The following is a 20,080-nucleotide window of genomic DNA, read 5'->3' as shown; positions in this document are numbered from 1 at the left end:
GAGCCAAAATTCTCATGAAACTACTGCTCGATCGAACCCTCGATCGATTTATGAATGATGTGCGCTCGCTATAGAATGAGCCGACAGAAAAATTATATAGGGGCGGTTGCTGGCATGGGCGATCGCCGCCGCGACAATATCCCCAGTCGCCACCACCAATTCGCAGTGGCGCGAATGCGTGCAAACAGCCTGCAATTGCTGCCAAGTCAAAGCAATCAGCCCCGCCCCAATATCTTTGAGGAAAAACAGGGGATTCATGTAAAAAACTCCCCCAGACGGCATTTGACTGGTGGGCCCAATAATTGGCACGGTCGATCGGCTGTAAGCAGCCCCGTCACCTACAATCGGCATTGCCGAAACATCAACATCCGCGCCAGATACTCTTAAAGCTTTGAGAATTTGACAGTTAATCGAGTCTTCCCCGTGGCCGTTGCTGAGGAAAAGTATCCTCTTCGATTTCATATAATCGGAATACAATCAGAATCAGTGCCGAGCTTTTTTTAAAGACAGCGGTGCGATAGCTAAACTCGGGCGGGCTAACTTTTTGTTAGTCTAATTTAAATACATTGTGGAAGTGAAACAGCGTGAATATTGAAATTGGGCGGGGCAAAAGCGCTCGCAGAGCTTACGGCATAGATGAAATTGCGCTCGTACCCGGACAGCGCACCCTCGATCCGAGTTTGGCAGATACCAAGTGGCAGATTGGCGGGATCGATCGAGAAATCCCGATCATCGCCAGCGCCATGGATGGAGTAGTCGATGTCCGCATGGCCATTTTGCTGTCGGAATTGGGAGCACTGGGCGTGCTCAACCTAGAAGGAATTCAAACCCGCTATGCCGACCCCCAGCCAATATTAGAGCGCATCGCGAGTGTGGGGAACCACGAATTTGTTTCCCTGATGCAGGAACTTTATGCCGAACCCATCAAGCCAGAATTAATCGAGCTCAGAATTAAAGAAATTAAAGCTGGAGGAGGGATTGCCGCCGTCAGCGGTACACCGGCCGGTGCGAGCAAATACGGCCGGGCGGTTGCTGAATCGGGAGCCGATATATTTTTTGTGCAAGCAACTGTAGTCTCGACAGCTTTCCTTTCCCCGGAATCGATCTCATCTTTAGATTTGACACAATTCTGTCAAGAGATGCCGATACCAGTAATTTTGGGTAACTGCGTGACCTACGAAGTTGCTCTGAATTTAATGAAAACTGGCGCTGCGGGCATTCTCGTGGGCATTGGGCCGGGGGCTGCTTGCACGTCTAGAGGCGTATTGGGTGTCGGCGTTCCTCAAGCCACAGCGGTAGCAGACTGCGCCGCTGCGCGGGACGACTACTATCGCGAAACCGGCAAATACGTGTCGGTAATTGCTGACGGCGGTTTAATTACTGGCGGCGATATCTGCAAGTGCATTGCCTGTGGTGCCGATGGAGTGATGATTGGTTCGCCCTTTGCCAGAGCCGCCGAAGCTCCTGGCCGCGGCTTTCACTGGGGGATGGCGACTCCCAGCCCGGTTTTGCCGCGCGGCACTCGCATTCGCGTGGGGACTACGGGTACTGTAGAGCAAATTTTGCGGGGGCCTGCGGTGCTAGATGACGGTACGCACAACTTGCTCGGAGCTCTGAAAACTAGCATGGGTACCTTGGGCGCTAAGGATATTAAGGAGATGCAGCAAGTGGAAGTGGTAATTGCTCCCTCTCTGCTGACTGAGGGTAAAGTCTATCAAAAAGCTCAGCAGTTGGGCATGGGTAAGTAGATTTACCGATCAAATACCAGCATACCTTGACAAAATTTGTTCAAGAGTCTCGAAATTTACAGAATATTGTGGAATTATCGAGAAGGAGATGTCACAATAGAAGAAGCGGAGACGCATGTTTCCGTTCACTCCTCACACCACACTCCGCCCGGACTACTGTTCGGGCGGTTCCTTTTTTGACGGAAATCTTAGCTCTTGCTTACTAGATACAGAACAGACGCTTGTAGCTCCGGAGAAGCGGAGAGTGGGAGAGTGGGAAAGTCTGGGAGTGGGAAAATTTTTCTTCTACATAACTGCATTCTGCCTTCGGAAACGTAAGTGCCTTCGGAAACATAAGTGCCTTGTTCCTTCAGAAACCTTGTGCCTTCTTCCTTCTACCGTCTTCCCTCTTCCTTCTACCGTCTTCCTTCTTCCTTCAGAAGCGTTCTGTTAAAATCGTTGACGCAAGTGGTTACATTTTTTGCTAGACTTGTTATCCGAGAAATAGTATTTACAAGGATGGCTAGGGATGTCAGCAGCCGCGCAAGTAACCGACTCTACCTTTAAGCAGGAAGTGCTCGATAGCGAAGTTCCAGTTCTAGTGGATTTTTGGGCTCCCTGGTGCGGGCCCTGTCGGATGGTGGCGCCCGTCGTAGACGAAATTGCCCAGCAATATGAAGGGCAGGTCAAGGTAGTAAAAGTTAATACCGACGAGAATCCTAACGTGGCCAGCCAATACGGTATCCGCAGCATTCCGACGCTGATGATATTTAAGGGCGGTCAACGTGTGGATATGGTGGTAGGGGCAGTTCCGAAAACTACTCTGGCCAACACTCTGGAAAAGTACATTTAACCCAACTGCGAGCGGTTTCGCGCTGTTCTTTTTGGGCCGCGAAAGCTCACTCGCTTCAGAACCGGGGCAAAGCTACTGGAAAAGTTATTAGTTGCCAGCAGGGCACTTTGCTGGTGGCTATTAGCTTCTAAATTTAGCTTGCCCCTTAATTTTTAGTAGCAACAATTTGTTATTGTTTCGGAAAAATTCATGATTCGTTCTGCGTCTGGTCAAGGTTTTGAGTCCATCCAAGCTGAAGTGATGGATTTGCTCGATCGCTTGCCAATGTTGAAGCACTCTGAGTGGATCGAACGATCGCTCTCTACTATAGTGCAAATGGCCAGAGAGGATCTCGATCGCCTAGACTTGAAGATTATTGCGGCGTCGCTCCGAGATATGGAGAGCGCTTTTGAGATGTTTTATCCTTACCGACACGTTCGCAAAATTGTGATTTTTGGTTCGGCAAGGGTGTCACCGCAATCTGCGGAATATTTGATGGCCAGAGACTTTGCGCGGGCGATCGCCCAGCAGGGATTTATGGTGATTACTGGCGGCGGCGGGGGAATTATGCAGGCGGGGAACGAGGGGGCGACTGCTGAACGTTCTTTTGGGCTGAACATTCAGTTACCTTTCGAGCAGAGTTCTAATCCTTTCATTGCCGGCGATCCCAAATTGCTCAATTTTAAATATTTTTTCACTCGTAAGTTATTTTTTCTCCGGGAGAGCGATGCTTTAGCTCTGTTCCCGGGCGGTTTTGGCACTCTGGACGAGGCTTTTGAGTGTCTGACTTTGATTCAAACTGGCAAGTTCGGGCCGGCTCCTGTGGTATTGATCGATCGACCGGGAGGAGATTATTGGCACGATTGGAATTATTTTGTGCAAAAACAATTGCGGGGCCGGGGTTTGATTTCACCCGACGATCGCAGCCTGTATACGATTACGGACGATATAAATGTCGCTTGCGAGGCGATCGGTAGTTTTTATCTGGTTTATCACTCCTGCCGCTACGTGCGCGAAAAATTGGTAATTCGCTTGAAAACAGAGCTTTCTGAGGAGAATGTCGATCGGCTAAATACTGATTTTAGCGATATTGTTGTCACCGGAAAAATTGAAAAAAGTCAAGCTTTGGAACCGGAAATAGGAGATAAAACTTTCGATCTGCCGCGCCTGACTTTGCATTTCAACCAGCGGGATTTGGGGCGGCTTTATCAGCTAATTGCTGCTATTAATCAAATGGGTGCAGCTTCGCCGGCGGCGGCGCATCCAGAACAAAAGTAGTTATTAGTTATCAGTCATTAGTCATTTTAAATATGGGTGAAATTAGATAGAAGTTGGACAACTTGTATTTTGACAAAAGCGCTCGGCTGAGATAAGTTTTTGCAAAAAGTAAAGAAAAAAGCCTCCAAGAGCCAAAGAAAATCTTGTCAATACCTTGATGGCGTTGTTTGGGAAAAAACAGCAAAATGCTAGACCTGCTGCTAATTGCAATTTTGGGATTTCTCGGCAGTTTCGGTCACTGCGCTGGGATGTGCGGCCCGCTGACAATGGCGTTTTCTCTTTCTAATTCCCGCAACGATAAATTAGCTGCTTTCCGCTTTCATTTGCTGCTAAATTTGGGGAGAATTACTGCTTACGCTTTGGTTGGTGCTGCAATTGGCGGACTGGGTTCGGTGTTAATTGCTGGCGGACTTTTGGCAGGTACGGGTAGCGAATTGCGGCGGGCGATCGCACTTCTGACGGGCACGATGCTGATTTGGTTCGGAGTAGGGCAAATTAAACCGAACTTGCTGCCGGGATTGCCCCGATTGCACCCGCTGTCGCACGATCGAGTCGGACAAGCAATGAGCAAGCTTTCGGCACAAAAAAAGTGGTGGGTGCCGATTGCTTTGGGTTTGCTTTGGGGTTTGATTCCCTGCGGCTTCCTCTACGCAGCGCAGATTAAGGCGGCGGAAACGGGAAATTCGGTTTTGGGTGCGGCGACGATGCTGGCTTTTGGACTCGGCACGCTGCCAACTATGCTGGGAGTGAGTTTTTTTGCTGGCAGATTGAGCGCGGACAAGCGCAGTCAACTGTTTCGTGCGGGTGGTTGGGTGACGGTGGCGATCGGAATCCTTACCTTGCTGCGAACCGATGAAATGGTTGATTTTACCGGCCACGCAGCGCTGCTGTGCTTGATGCTAGCACTGTTGGCGCGTCCGGTTAGCAAGTTTTTGCCACAACTGTTGCGCTATCGCCGCGTCTTGGGTGTGGGCGCGTTTGTCCTAGCAGTCGCCCACACGTTTCATATGCTGGATCATACGCTGCAATGGAATTTTGACGCGCTATCTTTTATGTTGCCGCAGCACCAGTTGGGAATGGTGGCTGGGATGCTGTCGCTGCTGTTGATGTTGCCGGCGGCGGTTACAAGTTGCGATCGCATTCAAAATTATTTAGGCCAACTGTGGCGAATGCTTCACCTGTTAAGCGTTCCAGCTTTCTTGCTGTGCGCTGTACACGCTGCACTCATCGGTTCCCACTATCTCGGCGGTTTTGAATGGAAGTTGCACAATCAACTGCTGACAGCCGTGTTAGCGGTGGTTGCGGTGTTAGTTATGTTTGTGCGATCGCGCTTGTTTTGGTCAGTTTTATCACTGGAGAAGTTCTATGTTTCGCCTGTCAAACAAAAGTAAAAGTTTAGGATTGTTAGTTTTTTTGGGATTGCTAGTTGAAGCAGCAATTCCCAGTGCGCCGCAGTTAAACTCGATTTCAGTTTTGGCGCACCAAGTCGAAGTCTCGGGAGATGTAGCCGCTACCTTTCACCTAGAACCCAACCACAACCCCCGCGCCGGACAGTCTGCGAGAGTGTGGTTTGCGCTGACTCGCAGGGGCGGCCAAATTATCCCCTTAGAGCAGTGCAATTGCAAATTAGCGGTTTATCCAAAAGAGCGCCCAGAAGGCGCTAAGCCACTGATGCAGCCGCCTTTAAAAGCCATATCAGCCGAGAAATATCAAGGGATTCCGGGGGCTGATATCGTATTTCCCAAGGCTGGCATTTACCAGCTTAACTTGAGCGGAACAGCCAAAAACCCAGCTAATTTTAAACCGTTTAAACTGAGTTACACTGTCACCGTTAGGTAATACCATTTGAGATTTTAAGGACTGATTCGGTAGAGATTTTATTTAAATTAACCGCAGAGAGCGCCGAGAGCGCAGAGGGGAGAAAAGAAGAGGAAGATTGAGAGCAATTTTTCTATTTGAAGTTAAGGAGGACACGCGAACTATAATTTAGTTAAATTACTATTATAGCAAATACCAAGAGGTTGAGGACGTGCTTAATTGCTGAAACCATTGATTTTATTGCGCTTTGCTTCTTCCTTCTTCCTTAAAACAGCAAATCTTAATTTTTAATAAAGATAAGTCGGTTCATTCTGCACTAAGTAAATTTCTGCGTTACCTTGTCAGTGTCCATTATGAAATTTGTGCAAGCTAACGTCTCTTGAACTGACCAAAGGATATAACGATGGATATCTTATCTAACACCGTGGCACTATCGCGGATGCAATTTGCGCTAACCGCCATATTCCATATGCTGTGGCCAGTTCTGACAACTGGAATGGGGATTTACCTGGTAATTGTTGAAGGAATGTGGCTGAAAACTCGCAATCCCGACTACTACCATCACGCTCGTTTTTGGTCTAAACTCTACGTCCTTAACTTCGGTATTGGAGTAGCTTCAGGAATTCCGATGGAATTTCAGTTTGGCACAAACTGGGCACCATTTTCTGAAGCGGTTGGTGACTTTTTTGGCAGCATTTTGGGCTTTGAAGCTTCAATGGCATTTATGCTAGAAGCCGGCTTTTTAGGCATTATGCTGTTTGGTTGGGAGCGCGTTCACCCGATCGTCCATTATTTCGCTACAATCATGGTAGCCTTCGGCGCTAACCTATCCACAGTCTGGATTTTAGTCGCTAACTCTTGGCTGCAAACTCCTGCAGGCGGAGAAATGGTCAATGGCAAGTTTATTGTCAGCGATTACTTTCAAGCAATTATGAATCCGTTCGCATTAAACAGCATTCTCCATATGTTTTTTGCGACGTTAGAAACTTCGCTGTTTGTCATTGGGGGAATTAGCGCGTGGTACATTCTCAATAAGCGCAACCAAGCCTTTTTTTCCAAGTCTTTCAAAATTGCCATAGCGACAGCTATCGCGGTTGCACCTTTGCAGATATACATCGGACATTTGAGTGCAGAACAAGTTTATCACTATCAACCCACTAAATTAGCAGCAATCGAAGCTAAGTGGGAAACTTCACCAGCGGGAGCGTCAGCAGATTGGACTTTGCTAGCTTTGCCTAATGAAAAAGCCCAAAAAAATGACTGGGAAATTAGCGTACCTAATGGCTTAGGATACGTTCTGGAATTCAAACAAAAACTCTCCGAACCCGTACTCGGATTGAAGGAATGGAAGCCAGAAGATAGACCCCGGATGGTGGGTTTAATCTACTATTGTTTCCGCATCATGTCCGGGATTGGATTCTTCTTTTTAGGATTGATGTTGTTCAGTATAATTCAGTGGATGCGAGGGAAACTTGCTGCTGAAAATATTAGCAGTCAACCTTGGCTGATGCGCGCTTGGGTATTAGCTGCTCCCCTGGGATATATTGCTGTAGAATCGGGTTGGATTGTGCGCTGTGTCGGCAGACAACCTTGGGCTTTATACGGGCAAATTCGCACTGCTGATGCGGTGTCAAATATCCCCGCCAGCAATGTTTTAACTTCTCTAAGTTTCTTTGCAGTTATTTACAGCTTTTTGTTTGTTTGTGCCTTGTATTTTGGCAGCAGAATTATCCGCCAAGGACCTAATTTAAGTCTGCCTGTGCCAGGTTTAGACAATGAACCTGCAATCGAAAGTGAACCTGCAGAACACATTCCCGATCAACGTCCCGTAGAAGCACAACAATAGGAGATTGTATGCAAGCTTTGGAGCATTTTCTCCCACAAGTTTGGTTTGTAGTTTTGGCTTTGTTTCTCCTGCTATATGTCATGCTAGACGGTTTTGACTTAGGAGTAGGAATTCTGTCTCTGACTGCTGATGACGAGGAACGCAGGGGCATTTTAATGACGAGTTTGGGCAACGTTTGGGACGCGAACGAAACGTGGCTGGTTTTAATGGGAGGCGCTTTATTTGGCGCATTTCCCCTCGCTTATGGCACGATTTTGACAGCGCTGTACATACCGATTTGCATGATGCTTTTTGGTTTGATATTTCGGGCTGTAGCCTTTGAGTTTCGCGAGCATTCTAATCGCAAATTACTCTGGAATTATGCCTTTGGTGCTGGCAGTTTTTTAGCAGCTTTAGCTCAAGGATTTGCCTTGGGTGCCGTGCTCGAGGGTATTGCGGTTGATGAAGCCGGCCACTTTGTAGGCTCTACTTGGGATTGGCTGGATTGGCGATCGATCTTGGTGGCTTTGACACTGATTCAAGGCTATGTTTTGATCGGTTCAACCTATCTAATTATGAAAACGGAGGGCGAACTGCAAACAAATCACTATCGCACGGCTAAAATTGCGGCGGTGACAACTTTAATCGGAGCGATTTTAATTACGATCGCCACTCCGATTTTTTACGAAAGTGCTAGATCCAGGTTGTTCGACAAACCGCTAGTTTATGTCTTTGCCACGATTCCTTTTCTGGGGGTGATGTTGGTGGGACTGCTGCTGAAAAGTCTCGCAAATAAAGAAGAACGCACGCCGTTTATCTGGACGATTTTGATTTTTTTGCTTACTTTCATCGGTTTGGGCTTGATTGTTTTTCCCTATATTATTCCATCGCAAATCACGATTTACCAAGCCGCAGCTTCGCCCAGCGCCCTGGTGTTTATGATTGTGTTTATGGGCGTTCTGCTCCCGATTATGATTTTTTACAACATCTACAATTATGTTGTGTTTCGGGGTAAGGTTGTCGGCGGCCACTACGGCGAATAAAGCATAATAAAACTGCAGATAACGCAAATATACGCAGATAAGCTCAACACTAGATCCGGGTTTATCTGCGTATATTTGCGGTTGAAAATTACAAATTATTGTTTTCCAATACCATCACAACTTACGCAACCATACTATACATAACTTAGGGCTAATAGTGCAGAATAGGGAAAGAAACTGGTCGAGAATTAGCGATCGCACGTCATGCACTTTGAAATTTTATATTTGAGATTGCTCGCACGGATGAGTACGGGGTTTGCGATCGGGATGGGGAGATTTTTTCACAGGTACGCGGATGAATCCGGATGCTTGCGACTAAATTGCTTTCGCTCAAATAATAGTTGATAAACTTTGGGAAAAAATTAAAATTAATTCTGTCCCTAGCGAGGGTGCATAGTTTGCGATCGCTATCTTTGTAAAATAATAAAATACAATAGAATGCAAGGTTTTAATTTAAGAGTTGTACAATAAACGGTTAATAACTTATGGATGCGCTCGCAAATTTGTTAGGTTATGAGATTACAGAGAAACTTTATGTAGGTACACGTACCCTAGTCTATCGAGGCATCCGTACCCGTGACCAATACCCAGTGGTAGTCAAACTGCTGCGAAACAAATACCCCACCTTCAACGAGCTCGTCCAGTTTCGCAACCAATATACCATTGCCAAAAATCTCGACTTCCCTCACCTCGTCAAACCCCTGACGCTGGAAGTATACCAGAATAGCTATGTTCTAGTAATGGAGGACTTTGGCGGAATCTCCCTATCTACTTATCTCAAAACCGCAACAAATGAAACCGAACCGTCTCAAGTTTTACCTTTAGCAGAATTTCTCCAACTCGCCATACAACTAACAGACATTATCCACTATCTATACCAAAAGCGAGTCATTCACAAAGATATTAAACCCGCTAATATTCTCATTAATCCCGACACCAAAAAAATTCAACTAATTGACTTTAGTATTGCATCCCTCCTACCACGAGAAACCCAAGAAATCCAGAATCCCAATATCTTAGAAGGAACATTAGCCTATCTCTCTCCCGAACAAACAGGACGGATGAATCGAGGTATTGACTATCGTAGTGACTTTTATTCCCTGGGTGTGACTTTTTATGAATTGTTGACAGGAAGGTTGCCATTTATCTCTGATGATGCGATGAAATTGGTGCATTGCCATCTCGCTAAACACTCGATACCCATCCATCAAATAAATCCAGAAGTTCCCCTAATTTTATCGAAAATTGTCCGTAAGCTGATGGCGAAAAATGCCGAAAAACGCTATCAAACTGCATTAGGAATCAAGCACGATTTAGAAAATTGTTTATTTCAGTTACAAAAAACAGCCAAGATAGAAAATTTTGAACTCGGAAAGCGAGATATTAGCGATCGCTTTACTATCCCCGAAAAGCTCTACGGTAGAGAAAAAGAAGTTGCTCAACTATTAGCTGCCTTTGAGCGAGTTAACCTGGGAGCAACAGAAATGATGCTAGTAGCAGGTTTTTCGGGAATTGGGAAAACCGCCGTTATCAATGAAGTTCATAAACCTATTGTCCGTCAGCGCGGTTATTTTATCAAAGGCAAATACGATCAATTTCAACGCAACATTCCCTTCAGTGCCTTTGTGCAAGCCTTCCGCGACTTAATGGGTCAATTGCTATCAGAATCGGATACCCAACTGCAAACATGGAAAATCCAGATTTTAGCAGCAGTGGGAGACAACGGACAAGTCTTGATTGACGTAATTCCTGAGTTAGAACGCATCATTGGCGCTCAACCCCCTGCACCATACCTGTCGGGAAGTGCGGCACAGAATCGCTTTAATCTGCTCATGCAGAATTTTGTGCAAGTTTTCACGAGCAAAGAACATCCTTTAGTGATGTTTTTGGATGACTTGCAATGGGCGGATTCAGCCTCCCTGAATTTGCTACAATTATTGATGATGGATACAGGATATTTATTAGTATTGGGTGCCTATCGAGATAATGAAGTTTCGCCCGTGCATCCATTTATCTTAACAGTAGATGAGATAGTTAAAAGTGGGGCAAGAGTGAATACGGTTACTTTGCAACCGTTAAGCCAACCCGATATGAATTTGTTGGTGGCGGATACGCTGAATTGCGAATCATCTCTTGCCCAACCTTTGACAAAATTAGTATATCAAAAAACTCAGGGTAATCCTTTCTTTGCCAATCAGTTTCTCAAGGCATTACATGACGAGCAGCTAATTAGCTTTAATTGGGAGATTCGGCATTGGCAGTGTGATATTGCCCAAGTCAAAGCCTTAGCGAGCACTGATGATGTCGTTGAATTCATGGCTTGGCAATTGCAGAAGTTGCCGCCCGAAACTCAGGAGGTTCTCAAATTAGCTGCTTGTATTGGCTCCCAGTTTGATTTGAATACGTTAGTAATTGTCAGTGAGAAATCTGCGGGAATGACGGCTACTGCTTTATGGAAAGCATTGCAGGAAGGTTTGGTGATTCCCCTGACAAAAATCTATAAGTTTTTTACCCAATCGGATAGTGATGAAGTTTTCAAGGCTTCAGCTAATCCAACTTATCGATTTTTACACGATCGCGTCCAGCAAGCCGCATATTCACTAATTCCCGCTTCGCAGAAAAAAGCAACGCATCTCAAAATAGGACAGTTACTCCAGCAGAATTCCTCAGAGATAGAGCAAGAGAAAAAACTGTTTGATATTGTCGGGCATTTAAATCGAGGAATTGAGTTAATCGCCCAACCGAGCGAACGAGAAGTATTAGCTCAACTAAACTTAGCAGCCGGACGCAAGGCAAGAAGTTCTACCGCATACACTGCAGCAAGAGTTTATCTGCAAACGGGGATTGGGCTACTACAAGTAAATTGTTGGCAAAGTCAGTATGAATTGACTCTGAACCTCTATGTTGCAGCCGCCGAAGCTGCCTATTTGAATGGTGACTTTGACGGCATGGAGGAGATTGCAGAACTGGTTTTGCAAAAAGCTCAGTCGATTTTAGACAAAGTTAAAATTTACGAAATTCAGATTGCCGCACAGATAGCTCAGGGCAAGTCGTTAGCAGCCATTGCAGTAGCCACAGAAGCACTCGGACAATTAGAGGTTGAACTGCCCACCGAAGCTGACGAAGCATTAATTGGCCAAGCGCTACAAACCCTGGCCACCCAACTTGAGGGCAAACGGATTGAAGAACTAGCTGATCTGCCTGTTATGACCGATGCCAAGGCTGAGGCTGCCATGCAACTGTTAGCAATATTATTTGCACCCATTATCCAGGGAAGACCAGGTTTACTGCCCCTAGTGAGTTCCACGATGGTGAGTTTATCGCTCTCCTTTGGAAATACACCCGCATCAATTGTCGGATATGCGATTCACGGCATGGTGCTGTGTGCCTTTTTGGGAGAGGTTGAAACCGGCTACGGTTTGGGTAAATTGGCATTCTCATTGATTGAGCGCTTCAATGTGAGGGAATTCAAGTCCATAATTCTGGCTATGTTTGGGTTCTATATTCAGCATCACAAGGAAGCTCTCAGAGCAACGATACCGACGCTGAAAAATGGCTATCTAGCTGGTATGGAAACGGGTGATTTTGTCCACGCTGGCTACAGCATAATTAATCACTTTTACGCCCACTTTTTCAGTGGAGTTGAACTAGAAACTTTAGAAACCGAAATAGCAGTTTATAGCGCAGTCATGGTGCAGGCAAAGCAACATTCGGCCCAAGTTTATTTAGGGATGATGGGGCAGATAGTGCGGAACTTGAGGGAAACTGTAAGTCAACCGCATTGCTTAATCGGCGATGCCTACGATGAAACGGTGATGCTTCCTAAGCATCATCAGGACAACGAACTTGCGTTGAGCGCTTTTGCTTACATCTACAAACTGCTCCTTGCCTACTTGTTTGGCAATTATCCGGCTGCCCTAGACCACATTGTGCAAGCCGAACAGTATTTTATGGCAGTATCGGGAGTGATTGTTGTTCCCATTTTCCATTTCTATGTAGCTCTGACGCACCTGGCGCTCTTCCCCACCCAGTCAGAAATTGAACAAGCTGAAATTCTCGCGGAGGTAGAAATCCATCAAACGACTCTGCACAAGTGGGCGCAAAATGCTCCCATGAATCATTTGCATAAGTGGTATTTGGTTGAAGCAGAAAAGCATCGAGTTTTGGGTAATAAAGCTGAGGCGATTGAACACTATGACCGGGCTATCTCCCTTGCTAAAAAAAATCAATTCCTCAACGAAGAAGCCCTCGCCAACGAACTAGCAGCGAAATTCTACTTGGATTGGGGCAAAGAAAAAGTAGCTCAAGCCTACATGGTTGAAGCGTATTATTGTTATGCCCGATGGGGAGCTAAAGCCAAAATAGACGATTTGGAAAAACGTTATCCTCGCCTACTCGGTATTATCCTTCAGCAACCTCAATCCTTTACTTCCTTTAAAGAAACGATCGCCCGGGGAACAATTACTTATAATACCAACTCTTCTAGCAGCAACTCTGAATTTCTCGATTTGCCTACTCTGATCCAAGCCTCTCAAGCCATTTCTGGGGAGATTGAACTAGATAAACTCCTGACTACTCTCCTAAAAATAGCGATCGCGAATGCTGGCGCCACTAAGTGTGTCTTATTGCTCAAACAAAAACAGTATTTACAGGTAGTGGCTCTTGTAGTAGAGGGACAGGAACCTCAGCTATTACCATCAATACCTCTAGAATCAAGTCAGGATGTAGCAATTAGTTTGGTTAACACTGTCAAGCGTAGTTTAAAACCTTTGGTAATAGTGGATGCTAGGGTAAGTTCCCAGGTTGCGAGCGATCGCTATATTGAACAGCACCAGCCGATCAGTATTCTTTGTATTCCAATTCTTAATCAAGGGCAGTTGATAGGAGTTTTCTACCTAGAAAATAACCTGACGGTTGGCGCATTTACTAGCGATCGCATTGAAGTGCTAAATTTGCTGGCTTCTCAAGCTGCTATTTCCTTAGAAAATGCTCGTTTGTATCAAGAATCTCAACAAGCATTTACCGCTCTTAAACAGGCACAAATAACGATTGTTCAAAGCGAAAAAATGTCAGCTTTGGGAAACTTAGTGGCTGGGGTTGCTCACGAAATTAATAATCCAGTTGGTTTTCTAGTTGGCAATATTCAACCTGCCTTAGATTATATCAAAGATTTGTTTGGATTGCTCGATTTGTATGAACAAAAATATCCGCAACTCGATCCAGAGATTCAAGAGGAAATCGAGAACATCGATCTTGACTACATCCGGGAAGATTTACCGAAACTAATAGATTCGATGCGGGAAGGCGTGAAGCGGATTCGGGATATTAGTACCAGTCTACGGACATTCTCCCGTGCCGATACTAACTATCCCGTAGCTTGCAATATCCATGATGGCATCGATAGCACCATAATGATCCTCAAACATCGCCTCAAGGCTAACGATACTCGTCCAGAAATCAAAGTGATTAGGGAATATGGGCATTTGCCACCAGTGGAGTGTTATGCCGGACAGTTGAATCAAGTATTTATGAATTTGTTAAGTAATGCGATCGATGCTTTGGAGGAATCAAATCAAGGACGAAGTTATGCAGAAATCGTCAATCAAATTACCATTAGAACTGAAATCAATCACGATAAAAAACAAGCGAGGATTCGCATCAAAGATAACGGTGTGGGCATGAGTGAAGCAGTGCAAGAGAAGATTTTTGATGAATTATTTACTACCAAGGAAGTAGGGAAAGGAACGGGGTTGGGATTGGCGATAGCAAGGCAGATTGTAGTTGAGAAACACCGCGGTTCACTGAACGTCAATTCTACTCCGGGTCAAGGAACAGAATTTATTATCACCTTACCAATTAAGCCAGAACAAACAAGTTAACTTTTCCCTAACATTCAGCCTCATTTAGCCAACCACTCACTCAGCTATTTTCCAACAACCCACAATGGCTATAAATCATTCCGCTCAAAACCACAACCTTCCTACAAACGTTCTAATTCTCAACTATCAAATTATCGAAACAGTTTACTCAGGAAGTCGCACCTTAGTTTATCGGGCTATTCGTACCAGTGACCAATTACCTGTGGTCATCAAACTGTTGAAAAACGACTATCCCACCTTTAGCGAACTCGTGCAGTTTCGCAATCAATATACCATTGCTAAAAATCTTAACTCACCTCTGATTGTCCAAACTTATAGCCTGGAACCCTATCAGAATGGTTATGCGCTGGTAATGGAAGACTTTGGGGGAATTTCTCTTAAGGACTGGGCGCAGAAAGGGAACTATACACTCTCATTGAGAGAATTTTTGGAAATCGCGCTCTCACTGTGCAATACCTTAGATATATTGTATCGTCATCGCATTATTCATAAAGACATTAAACCCAGCAATATCTTAATTAATCCCGACACCAAACAAGTCAAATTAATCGACTTTAGTATTGCATCTTTGCTACCACGAGAAACCCAAACACTAATCAATCCCAATGTCTTAGAAGGAACACTAGCTTACATTTCCCCAGAACAAACTGGCCGAATGAATCGGGGGATTGACTATAGGACTGACTTTTATTCTCTAGGTGTTACCTTCTACGAATTACTGACAGGAGAGTTACCTTTTAAATCCAAAGATCCGATGGAGTTGGTGCATTGTCATATTGCTAAAGTAGCACCCTTAGTACATGAAATTAACCAACAAGTCCCGTCTGTACTATCAGAAATAGTTAGTAAGTTGATGGTAAAAAATCTCGATAATCGCTATCAGAGTGCATTAGGAGTAAAGTGGGATTTAGAGAAATGTTTAACTCAAATTCAAGAAAGGGGGCAAATTGAATACTTGGAAATTGCTCAAAAAGATGTAAGCGATCGCTTCATCATTCCCGATAAACTTTATGGAAGAGAAACCGAGGTATCAACTCTACTACAAGCATTCGAGCGAATCGCTAACCCCTCTGAATTTCCCCTTGCTAAGGAAGGAAATAGGGGGGTAGAAATGATGCTAGTAGCTGGGTTTTCGGGAATTGGAAAAACAGCAGTCATCAAGGAAGTTCATAAACCGATTGTGCGGCAACGCGGTTATTTTATTAAAGGTAAATTCGATCAATTTCAACGCAATATTCCCTTGACTGCATTTGTGCAAGCATTCCAAGATTTAATTGGGCAATTGTTAACCGAAAGTGATGCACAGATTCAGGACTGGAAAAACCAAATATTATCAGCAGTTGGAGAAAATGGGCAGATAATTATTGAAGTCATCCCCGAACTAGAAATAATTATCGGTCAACAACCACCTGTGATAGAATTATCAGGAACTGCGGCACAAAATAGATTTAATTTATTATTTCAAAAATTCACCCAAATTTTTACCACCTTAGAACATCCATTAGTGATATTTTTAGATGATTTACAGTGGGCAGATTCGGCATCGCTGAAATTAATGCAGCTTTTAATGGCTGATACAGGTCATCTGTTATTAATAGGTGCATACCGCGATAACGAAGTCAATGCAGCACATCCATTAATGTTGACCTTGAGTGAACTCCAAAAAAGCCAAGCAACGATTAATACGATTAATTTAGCACCACTAAGCCCAAAAAAAGTAAATCAGTTAGTAGCTGACACCCTGAAATCGACCGAAAGTTTGACATGGCCTCTTTCTCAACTGATATTTCAGAAAACCAAAGGAAATCCATTTTTTGCTACGCAATTTCTCAAAGCCTTACATCAAGAGCGACTAATTCAATTTAACTACCCCTCTCTATCCCCCACCCCCCTTTCATCCTCCCTTACCAAGGGGGGACAGAGGGAGGTACAAGGGGGCTGGGAATGTGACATTGCACAACTAAATCAGCTTGCGGTTACAGATGATGTCGTTGTCTTTATGGCATTACAATTAGGAAAGCTACCGCTCTCAACTCAACAGATTTTGCAGTTAGCTGCTTGTATTGGCAATCAGTTTGATTTAGCAACATTGGCAATTGTTTCGCAACAATCTCAAATTGAGACGGCTGCTGCTTTGTGGAAAGCATTACAAGAAGGGTTGATTTTACCAGTTGGTGAGGTTTATAAGTTTTATGTAGGGCAAGAAAATCCAGCATTTCCTCAACAAAATTCTCAGAAGGTTATCTACAATTTTTTACATGACAGAGTACAGCAAGCTGCTTATTCGCTGATTCCCGACGATCAAAAACAACTGACGCACTTAAAAATTGGGCAATTGCTTTTAAGTGTAATGAGCAAGACAGAAAAAGAGGAAAAAATCTTTGATATTATCAATCAATTAAACAAAGGAGCCGATTTAATTGTCTCAGAAACAGAACGTGCGGAATTAGCAAAGCTAAATTTAGCTGCTGCACAAAAAGCCAAATCTGCAACCGCTTACATCGCAGCAATTGAATACGCCACTAAAGGCATACAACTTCTCACAGTAAATTGTTGGCAACAATACTATGATATAACCTTGGCTCTACATGATTTAGCAGCAGAAGTAGCTTGTCTAAGCGGTGAGTTTAGACGAATGGAACAGATAGTCGAGCTGGTAGTACAAAATGCTCGTCAATTACTAGACAAAGTTAAGGTCTATGAAGTGACAATTTTAGCTGACGTAGCCCAGAGCCAACAGCCCAAAGCTATTAAAACCGCTCTTTATATTTTGAAATTATTTGGAATATCGTTTCCAGAGCAGCCCACTGACACAGAGATTAATCAAAGTTTGCAACAGGCTCAAGATGTATTAAAAGGAAAAGATTTAGAAGATTTGTTGGCACTACCTGAGATGATAGACCTTCAAGCTCGGGCAGTGATGCGAATTTTAGGAACCGTGACAGCAGCAGTCTATCAAGCGATTCCAAAACTACTGCCGTTAATCGTCTGCAAGCAAGTTAGGTTATCAGTTGAATATGGTAATGCTGCTGTCTCAGCGCAGGCTTATGCTTGGTATGGAGTAATTTTGTGCGATTTGGGGCAAATAGATTTAGGTAATCGCGTTGGTCAACTGGCAATGGAACTACTATCACGTTTCCAGAATAGAGAATTTAAAGCCAGCACCATTAACATGGTTTATCCGTTTGTAAAGCCTTGGAAATATCATATTCAAGATTCACTTGCTCCTTTACTGGACGGATACCACAGTGGTCTAGAGATGGGTACTTTAGAATATGCTGCTTACTGTGCATACAATTACTGCTCGCTGTCCTTTTTTCTAGGAAAAGATTTGTCAATCCTAGAACCAGAGATGAAGGTTTACAATCAGGCATTAACTCAACTCAAACAGGAAGTCGCTCATAATTATCTTAGAGTCTTTTATCAATCCGTCTTAAATTTGCTCGATCAGAGCAAGTGTCCTTGGGAAATTCAAGGTGTAATCTATGACGAAAACATCATGTTTCCCTTGCATCAGAATGCTAACGATCTTTACGCAATGGGAACACTATCAATCAATAAATTAATTCTTTGTTACTTGTTTAATGAGTGGGAGCAAGCAATTAAAGTGGCAGTTGATGCCAAACAATATTTGAGCGGAATATCCGGCAGTTTTATGGTTCCGGTGTTTCACTTTTACGATTCTTTGGCTTATCTTGCTATATTACCCAACGCTCAAAGTAGAGAATGCGATGCCTTCGGCGGCCTTCGCCAATCCCTTCCCCAGGAAGTTATTAGCAACCAGAAAAAACTCAAACAATGGGCAGATCATGCACCCACAAACCATTTACACAAATTTTATTTGGTGGAAGCAGAACAGTATCGGGTGTTGGGGCAGATGTATGAAGCAATGGATTACTACGATCGCGCTATAGCCTCTGCCAAAGAAAACACATATATCCAAGAAGAAGCACTAGCGAATGAACTTGCCGCCAAATTTTACCTCAATGGGGGGAAAGAAAAACTTGCCCAAGCATATATGCAAGAAGCATATTACTGCTACGCGCGTTGGGGTGCGAAAGCCAAAGTTGCTGACCTCGAAAAACGCTATCCCCAACTTCTCGCCCCCATCCTCCAGCAAACCCGTTCTCCCCTGTCAGCTAAAGAAACTATCTTCACATTGGGGAGTGTCACTTCTACCAATTACCCCACTTGCCACAGTAGCAGTGCCTCTGGAACTCTAGATTTAGCTGCCATTCTTGAAGCTTCTCAAACTATCTCAGGCGAAATTGAACTGTCCAAACTGCTTTCATCATTGCTTTCTATTGTTATTGAAAATGCGGGGGCTGATAAATGCGTGTTAATGCTTTTGCGAGACAATCGCCTGCTGATTAAAGGGTCAATTTCTACAGGGACGCAGCCAGTTGTGTTGCAAAGCCTTCCTGTTGATGATAGCCAGGATATTCCGCTGAAGCTGATTTACAAAGTCTTGCACAACAGGCAGACTGTTGTGCTGTTTGATGCCACGATCGATCCGATTTTGGCCAATGACCCTTATATTATTCGTCAGCAGCCTCAGAGTATCTTGTGCAGCCCGATTTTGCATCAAGGGAAATTGCTGGGCATTTTATATCTAGAAAATAATTTAGCGCAGGGGGCATTTACAAGCGATCGCGTCGAGATCCTCAATCTACTTTGCGCTCAAGCTGCTATCTCCCTAGAAAATGCCAGACTTTATGAACGGTCACAAACCTATTCCCAACAACTAGAACAAGCCTTACATGACTTGCAGCAAACCCAATTGCAAATGATTCAAAGCGAAAAGATGTCGGCCTTGGGAAACTTAGTTGCTGGCGTTGCTCATGAAATTAATAACCCTATCGGCTTTATTGCGGGCAATTTGAATGAAGCTAAGTCCACAGTTAAAGACTTAGTGGAGCATCTCAACCTCTATCGCGATCGCGCCCTAGAAACAGAGATTGCCGACCATGCCGAAGATATCGATTTAGACTATATTATCGAAGACCTGCCCAAAATCATCGACTCGATGCAACTGGGATGCGATCGCATTAAAAGTATCAGCACTAGCCTCCGCACGTTTTCTAGAGCTGACAAAGACTACAAAGCGCCCTTCAACATCCACGACGGCATAGACAGCACGATCTTAATTCTCAAATATCGATTGAAAGCCAACGATCGGCGACCCGCAATCGTTGTAGTGAAAGACTACGGCAATATTCCCGATATCGAATGTTTCCCCGGACAGCTTAACCAGGTGTTTATGAACATTCTAGCCAATGCAATCGATGCGTTGGATGAGTCCAACATTGGGCAAGATTTTGCGGGAATAAAGGCTAACCCTAATCGAATTAAAATTATCACTTCTGCGGAAAATCAACAGGTAAAAATTACCATTACTGATAATGGTAAGGGAATTAATGAAGAAGTTAAACCACAAATATTTGACCATTTATTTACTACCAAGGAAGTAGGGAAAGGAACGGGGTTGGGATTGGCGATCGCACGGCAGATAGTGGTTGAGAAACATGGAGGGGCGATCGAGGTAAATTCTCTATTGGGAGAAGGGACGGAGTTTACAATTTTATTGCCGATGAAAGGATAAGACTATCTGGATAGCTCGCCATATTTCTCTTCAAAAGTGAAAAGAAATAAAAGCGTTAGAGTCTTTCGCTTGGGGA

Annotated in this window: 10 protein-coding genes; 9 read left to right on the top strand and 1 reads right to left on the bottom strand. The window is 44.3% G+C overall.

What is annotated here, in order from left to right:
* Nucleotides 1-48 precede the first annotated feature (48 nt).
* Nucleotides 49-462, bottom strand: coding sequence for a hypothetical protein (locus QUA42_RS18870; RefSeq protein ID WP_333139065.1), 414 nt, complete (start codon nucleotides 460-462; stop codon nucleotides 49-51).
* 122 nt (nucleotides 463-584) lie between these two features.
* On the opposite strand from QUA42_RS18870, the gene QUA42_RS18865 reads away from it, so the two are divergent.
* The 9 genes from QUA42_RS18865 to QUA42_RS18825 all read left to right on the top strand — a co-directional run bounded on the left by QUA42_RS18865 (nucleotide 585) and on the right by QUA42_RS18825 (nucleotide 20,004).
* Complete coding sequence (locus QUA42_RS18865; protein ID WP_333139063.1) at nucleotides 585-1,748, top strand: GuaB3 family IMP dehydrogenase-related protein; 1,164 nt, start codon at nucleotides 585-587, stop codon at nucleotides 1,746-1,748.
* A 508-nt stretch (nucleotides 1,749-2,256) separates the two neighbouring features.
* Entirely contained in the window at nucleotides 2,257-2,580 is a 324-nt protein-coding gene (trxA, locus tag QUA42_RS18860) for a thioredoxin (protein WP_006631199.1), read from the top strand.
* A gap of 189 nt (nucleotides 2,581-2,769) precedes the next feature.
* On the top strand, nucleotides 2,770-3,837 hold the full coding sequence (locus tag QUA42_RS18855) for an LOG family protein (protein WP_333139061.1): 1,068 nt from the start codon (nucleotides 2,770-2,772) through the stop codon (nucleotides 3,835-3,837).
* A 185-nt stretch (nucleotides 3,838-4,022) separates the two neighbouring features.
* Complete coding sequence (locus tag QUA42_RS18850; protein ID WP_333139059.1) at nucleotides 4,023-5,228, top strand: urease accessory protein UreH domain-containing protein; 1,206 nt, start codon at nucleotides 4,023-4,025, stop codon at nucleotides 5,226-5,228.
* The gene (locus tag QUA42_RS18845) at nucleotides 5,203-5,676 is read left to right on the top strand and encodes a hypothetical protein (RefSeq protein WP_333139057.1); all 474 of its coding nucleotides are present in this window, start codon (nucleotides 5,203-5,205) and stop codon (nucleotides 5,674-5,676) included. The genes QUA42_RS18850 and QUA42_RS18845 overlap by 26 nt, the downstream gene beginning before the upstream one ends.
* Before the next feature lie 382 nt (nucleotides 5,677-6,058).
* Complete coding sequence (locus QUA42_RS18840) at nucleotides 6,059-7,501, top strand: cytochrome ubiquinol oxidase subunit I (protein ID WP_333139056.1); 1,443 nt, start codon at nucleotides 6,059-6,061, stop codon at nucleotides 7,499-7,501.
* A gap of 8 nt (nucleotides 7,502-7,509) precedes the next feature.
* Complete coding sequence (gene cydB / locus QUA42_RS18835; RefSeq protein ID WP_333139054.1) at nucleotides 7,510-8,523, top strand: cytochrome d ubiquinol oxidase subunit II; 1,014 nt, start codon at nucleotides 7,510-7,512, stop codon at nucleotides 8,521-8,523.
* A 485-nt stretch (nucleotides 8,524-9,008) separates the two neighbouring features.
* A complete protein-coding gene (locus QUA42_RS18830) occupies nucleotides 9,009-14,402 on the top strand; it encodes an AAA family ATPase (RefSeq protein WP_333139052.1) in 5,394 nt (1,797 codons plus the stop codon).
* Nucleotides 14,403-14,466: 64 nt separating this feature from the next.
* Nucleotides 14,467-20,004 (top strand): protein kinase domain-containing protein, encoded by a 5,538-nt coding sequence (locus QUA42_RS18825; RefSeq protein WP_333139050.1) that lies wholly within the window; start codon nucleotides 14,467-14,469, stop codon nucleotides 20,002-20,004.
* Nucleotides 20,005-20,080 lie beyond the last annotated feature (76 nt).

It is taken from the genome of Microcoleus sp. Pol11C2 (assembly GCF_036701505.1).
In the GTDB taxonomy this organism is placed as follows: domain Bacteria; phylum Cyanobacteriota; class Cyanobacteriia; order Cyanobacteriales; family Microcoleaceae; genus Microcoleus.
The sequence above is the reverse complement of the archived record's forward strand: the minus strand, read 5'-3'. Positions and strand labels throughout refer to the sequence as shown.